This window comes from Rhizobacter sp. (assembly GCA_021153565.1).
Lineage (GTDB): Bacteria > Pseudomonadota > Gammaproteobacteria > Burkholderiales > Burkholderiaceae_C > Albitalea.
The window spans coordinates 1-5,225 of the sequence record JAJKJU010000342.1 but is presented as its reverse complement, the minus strand read 5'-3'; the positions used below and the strand labels follow the sequence as shown (position 1 = coordinate 5,225).

Genomic DNA, 5,225 nt, shown 5'->3' with positions numbered 1-5,225 from the left:
GAGTATTTCGATCATGCCCGCTCATCACGCCAAAAGACCCCTGCTCGTCGTTGCAAATGCTCGCCATAGCCCGGGCTATGGCTGCGCTTTGCGCCTAGACCTAGATCAGGCGCCTTTTGACGCGCTGCTCGGACACGCTCGAAAAACTCTCAGCCTCTGAGGCTTGACGCTCGCGAGCAGGGGTGAAAACACCTCCATCACCCGCAGCGGCGCGCCATGCTTGCTGAACACGGAACTGCGCGCCCACACCATGCTGCGCTGGGGAGGAGCACCATTGGCCTTCTCCCATTGCCGTGCCAGCCGGCTGCGCATCGGCCCCCCGTGGCGCAAGCGCTCGACGCGCAGTGGACTGCGGGAAACGTTCGGCTGTTTGAACAAGAGATCGGCGAGCGGGCGGCTTCCCAACCCAAGCAATGCTCGCCATGGACCGGCGAGCGAGGTGCATGGCGACACACTGCGCGCCCAGATCAGGGCTTGTCCGTCGACGCGCAACATCACTTCCCGCACCCACAGGCGTCCGCGCGCGAGTGGCCCCAGAGCCGCGATCTCATTGCGGTGTATTCGTGCCGCCCCTTGCCACAAGGTTTGTACCTCGAAGCGCTCACCCAGCGTCACGAGCCGCCGGCTCAGCGAGCCAGGCGCGCGCAACCACTGGCGCAGCACCGAAGCGCGCGCGGAATTCGATTTGAACTTCAAGTGCGGCCGAATTCGTCGCCGAGTTCGCGGGCGCGTTGCTGCGCCGCTCTCATCGCTTTCACGAAGGATGCCTTGACCCTGTCGGACTCGAGCGAAGCCAATGCGGCGTAGGTCGTGCCGCCCTTTGACGTCACACGGTCACGCAGCACTTCGGGCGGCTCCTCGGATTGGGCCGCCAGGGACGTCGCACCGGCAAAGGTCGCGAGCGCCAGTTGCTTGCCTTGCGCTGCTGTGAGTCCCATCTCCGTTGCGGCCTGCACCATCGCCTCGACAAAATAGTAGACATAGGCGGGGCCGGAGCCGGAAAGCGCCGTCACGGCATCCAGGTCTTCTTCGCGCGCGACCCACAGCACCTGGCCGGTCGGTGCAAGTACCCGCTCGATGGTGTGGCGTTCGTCGTCACTGACGGCTTCACGCGCATACAGGCCCGAGATGCCCTCGCCGATGAGCGCGGGTGTGTTCGGCATTGCACGTACCACGCGCTGTGTGCGTGCCGCATAGGCGATGGCGTCGCTTCGGATACCCGCCATCACGCTCAGGTGAAGCGCGCGATCCACGTGCGGCGCGCAAGGCAACGCGGCGGCCTGGAAGTACTGCGGCTTGACCGCCCAGACAACCAGCGCTGCCTCTTCGAGCGTGGCGTCCGCCGCGGGGAAGGCACGCACGCCGAAATCAGCATGAAGCTTTTCGCGTTGCGCCTCCCCGGGGTCCACGACGATGACCGATCGCGCATTGCGACCGCTTCGAATCAGCCCGCCGATGATGGCTGCGGCCATGTTGCCGCCGCCGATGAATGCAATGGTGTCCATGCCGTGAGTTTACGAAGGTCCGGCGTGGCCTATTCGCCAGCGGCTGCGGGCGAAAGGCCAGCGAGCAAAGCAGCGTTGCCGCCGGCCGCAGCCGTGTTGATCGTCACCGTCTGCTCGGCGCAGAAGCGGTACAGGTAGTGCGGGCCGCCCGCCTTCGGGCCGGTGCCGCTCAGGCCTTCGCCGCCGAAAGGCTGCACCCCAACCACGGCGCCGATCATGTTGCGGTTGACATAGACGTTGCCGATCCGCGCCAGGCGCGCCAAGCGAAGGGCGCGGCTGTCGATGCGGGTCTGGATGCCGAGCGTGAGGCCGTAGCCGAGCGCATTGATTTGCGCGATCACGGCATCCACGTCGCCACCCCAGCGTACGACATGCAGCACCGGACCGAAGATCTCCTGCTTCACGTCGGCGATGCGCGACAACTCGAAGGCGATGGGCGCGATCAGATGCTTCGGCCCCCCTGCGCGCGGTATCGAAGCCTCGCCGATGAGAATCGCTTCCTTGCGCAGCCGCGCCACATGTCCGCCGATGGCGTCGAATGCTTGCGCATCGATGAGCGGGCCCACGTCGGTGGACAGCCGCGCGGGATCGCCGACGTTCAACTCCTTGAGTGCGCCACGGATCATCTCGATCATGCTGTCGGCCACGCCTTCGTGCACACACAAGAGCCGCAACGCCGAGCAACGCTGTCCAGCCGAGCGGAAGGCGCTTTGCACGACTGAGTCGACAACCTGCTCGGGCAGCGCGGTCGAGTCCACGATCATGGCGTTGATCCCTCCGGTCTCTGCAATCAGCGGCACGATTGCGCCGTCCTTCCCAGCCAGCGTGCGGTTGATGATCTTGGCGACAGCGGTCGAGCCGGTGAAGCACACGCCCGCCGCGCGCGCATCGGCCACCAGCGCTGCGCCGATGGTTTCGCCCGGTCCGTGCAGCAGGGTGAGCGCATTCTTCGGCACGCCGGCTTCATGCAGCAGAGCCACCATGCGCTGCGCAACGGCGGGTGTCTGTTCTGCTGGCTTGGCGGCCACCGTGTTACCCGCCACCAGCGCAGCAGCGACCTGCCCCGCGAAGATAGCGAGCGGGAAATTCCACGGGCTGATGCAGACAAACACGCCGCGGCCATGCAAGTGCAGTTCGTTGCTTTCTCCGGTAGGGCCAGGAAGTGTTTGCGGCGCGAGTCGCACCTCGGCCTGATCAGCGTAGTAGCGGCAAAAGTCGACTGCTTCACGGACTTCGGCGACGCAATCGCCAAGGGTCTTGTGCGCCTCCTTCACAAGCAGTCCGCAGAACTCGGGCATACATGCTTCGAGCATATTTGCGGCACGGCGAAGCGCGGCGGCGCGTTGCACGAGCGGCGTGGCATTCCAGTCGGGGAAGGCAGCGTGCAGTTGCTGCATGGCGGCGTCCACGTCGGCGATGGTCGCTTCCTTCACGGCATCAACGGTCGTGGCAGCAAGCGCCTTGTTCAATGGTTCGCGCTCAACGAGACACGCGAGGTCGACGCCCTTCGAGTTTGCACGTCCCGATTGGCCGTCGAAACCGTACAAGGCTTCGGGCGGCGGCAAGGCCGGCGCAGGCGCCGGGTGCAAAGGAGAGGCCAGCAACGCATTCACATCGACGGCTTCGTCGGCCAGTTGATGCACGAAGGACGAATTCGCCCCGTTCTCCAGCAAGCGACGCACGAGGTAGGCCAGCAAATCGCGATGCTCGCCCACGGGCGCGTAGACGCGCACGGGAATCCCCGCGTCCTTCATCACCTCGCGGTATATGCCCTCGCCCATGCCATGCAGACGCTGCATCTCGAACTTCGCATCGCCCGACTGCGCCATTTGCAAGATCGCGGCAATCGTGCCGGCGTTGTGCGTCGCGAATTGCGGGTAGATTGCATCCGCATGACCGATCAGCGCGCGGGCGCAGGCGAGATAGGAGATGTCGGTGTGATGCTTGTGCGTGAAGACCGGATAGCCGACCAGTCCTTGCTCTTGCGCCCGCTTGATCTCGCCGTCCCAATAAGCCCCCTTGACGAGCCTCACCATGAAACGCAGTCGGTGTTCGCGCGCGATACGGGCCACTTCATCGACGACCTGCAGCGCCCGCGTTTGATAGGCCTGCACCGCGAGGCCGAAGCCTCGCCATTGCGGAAACTCGCGCGCGATACGCGCCGCCAGCGCGTCCAGAACGTCCAGTGACAGCTCGAGCCGATCACTTTCCTCGGCGTCTATCGTGAGATTGATGTTGGCGTGCGCGGCGAGCTCGATGAGTCCCCACACCCGCGGCAGCAATTCGGCGAAGACGCGATCGCGCTGCGCATCTTCATAGCGCGAGAAGAGCGCGCTGAGCTTGATGGATATGCCGTCGGCAGCTTCTGGGCTCGTCGCGACCTTGTCGGACGCGATTGCGCGGATTGCGTTGGCATAAGAGTCGAAATAACGCTGCGCGTCGGCTTCGGTGCGCGCGCCTTCACCCAGCATGTCGTAGCTGAAGCGCAGCGCTGCATGCGCTTTGCGGGCCGACGCAGCCTCTTCCATGGCCTCGCGGATTGATCGGCCCAATACAAACTGCCGGCCCAGAAGTTGAATCGCCCGCACCGTTGCAGCAACCACGGTCTGTGCGCCCAGGCGCTTGAAGAGACCCGCCTCCCCCTCGTTCTCGGGTAGAAATTTCTTGGACAAGGAGATTGCGCTGGCCGACAGGCTCGCGAGCACCTTGTGCGCGCCGCCGCTGTTGGTATCGAACTGGGCCTTGCCGAGCTGGTCGGCCGTCAGTGCGATGGCCGTTTCCGCGTCCGGCACGCGCAGCAGCGCTTCGGCCAAACGCATGAGGGCGAGCCCTTCGGCGCTCGAAATCGGATACTCGTGCAACAGCGATTCCATCGCCCAGAACGGCGCTGGCTTGTCGCGAACCGCCTGAACCCACGGCACGGCACGCCTTGCAGCCAGCCCCCAATCGAGCCCCGATTCCAGGCGCGCGAGCAGTCCGCCAAGGACCTGGTTTTCGTTGCGATACGGATAGGGAAGGCGTGCGGCTGGATCTGGGGCGGCGAACATGATGGGTGACCTCGCTAGAATTACTTGCTAGGTTATCGGGTTGCCTCTAGCATTTCTCTCCAAATAAGTCTGCACCACTTCCTAAAAGTTCAGCATGACCCACGACGCATCAACTCTCACGACCATCGACAAGATCGACGCGAAGATTCTGCGCGTCCTGCAAAAGGACGGGCGCATATCCAATCTCAAGCTCGCCGAGGAAGTGCATCTTTCGCCCACGGCCGTGCTCGAGCGGGTGAAGCGCCTGACGCGCGACAACTTCATCCTCGGGTATGAGGCGAAGCTCAATCCTGCCAAGCTCGGCGCCGGTCTTCTTGTGTTCGTCGAGATATTGCTGGACCGCACCGTGCATGACGTGATGGACAACTTCAAGGCCGCAGTGCAGGTGCGCGCGGAGATCCTCGAATGCCATCTGGTGGCGGGCGGTTTCGACTACCTCTTGAAGACGCGCGTGGCCGACATGACCGCATACCGGGAGTTCATCGGCTCGGTGATCTGGACCTTGCCAGGCGTGCGCGAGACGCGGACGTATGCGGTGATGGAAGAGGTGAAGAACGTCACCGCCCTGGCAATTTAGGATTTGGCCCGGAATAAGTTCCCGTTTTGGGGGCGCTGGGCGGGATGCGATGCAAGGCGCTCCGAGCGCCGTGTGGCGAGCCACACAAGTGAGGAG

The 5,225-nt window shown here is 64.1% G+C and carries 4 protein-coding genes; 1 reads left to right on the top strand and 3 read right to left on the bottom strand.

The genetic code is table 11. The annotated features are described in order from the left end of the window. Positions 1 to 105 precede the first annotated feature (105 nt). The 3 genes from AC30NL_RS21075 to AC30NL_RS21065 are packed head-to-tail and all read right to left on the bottom strand — an operon-like array spanning position 106 to position 4,552. Positions 106 to 696 carry a chorismate--pyruvate lyase family protein gene (locus AC30NL_RS21075; protein WP_489465939.1) on the bottom strand — a complete coding sequence of 197 codons (591 nt, stop codon included), beginning with the start codon at positions 694 to 696 and terminating at the stop codon, positions 106 to 108. Further along, complete coding sequence (proC, locus tag AC30NL_RS21070; protein ID WP_489465938.1) at positions 693 to 1,505, bottom strand: pyrroline-5-carboxylate reductase; 813 nt, start codon at positions 1,503 to 1,505, stop codon at positions 693 to 695. The genes AC30NL_RS21075 and proC overlap by 4 nt, the downstream gene beginning before the upstream one ends. Positions 1,506 to 1,534: 29 nt before the next feature. Next, entirely contained in the window at positions 1,535 to 4,552 is a 3,018-nt protein-coding gene (locus AC30NL_RS21065) for an L-glutamate gamma-semialdehyde dehydrogenase (RefSeq protein WP_489465937.1), read from the bottom strand. Positions 4,553 to 4,646: 94 nt separating this feature from the next. Here AC30NL_RS21065 and AC30NL_RS21060 point away from each other — a divergent pair, with 94 nt between their 5' ends. Next, positions 4,647 to 5,129 (top strand): Lrp/AsnC ligand binding domain-containing protein, encoded by a 483-nt coding sequence (locus AC30NL_RS21060; protein WP_489465936.1) that lies wholly within the window; start codon positions 4,647 to 4,649, stop codon positions 5,127 to 5,129. The last annotated feature ends 96 nt before the right edge of the window (positions 5,130 to 5,225 follow it).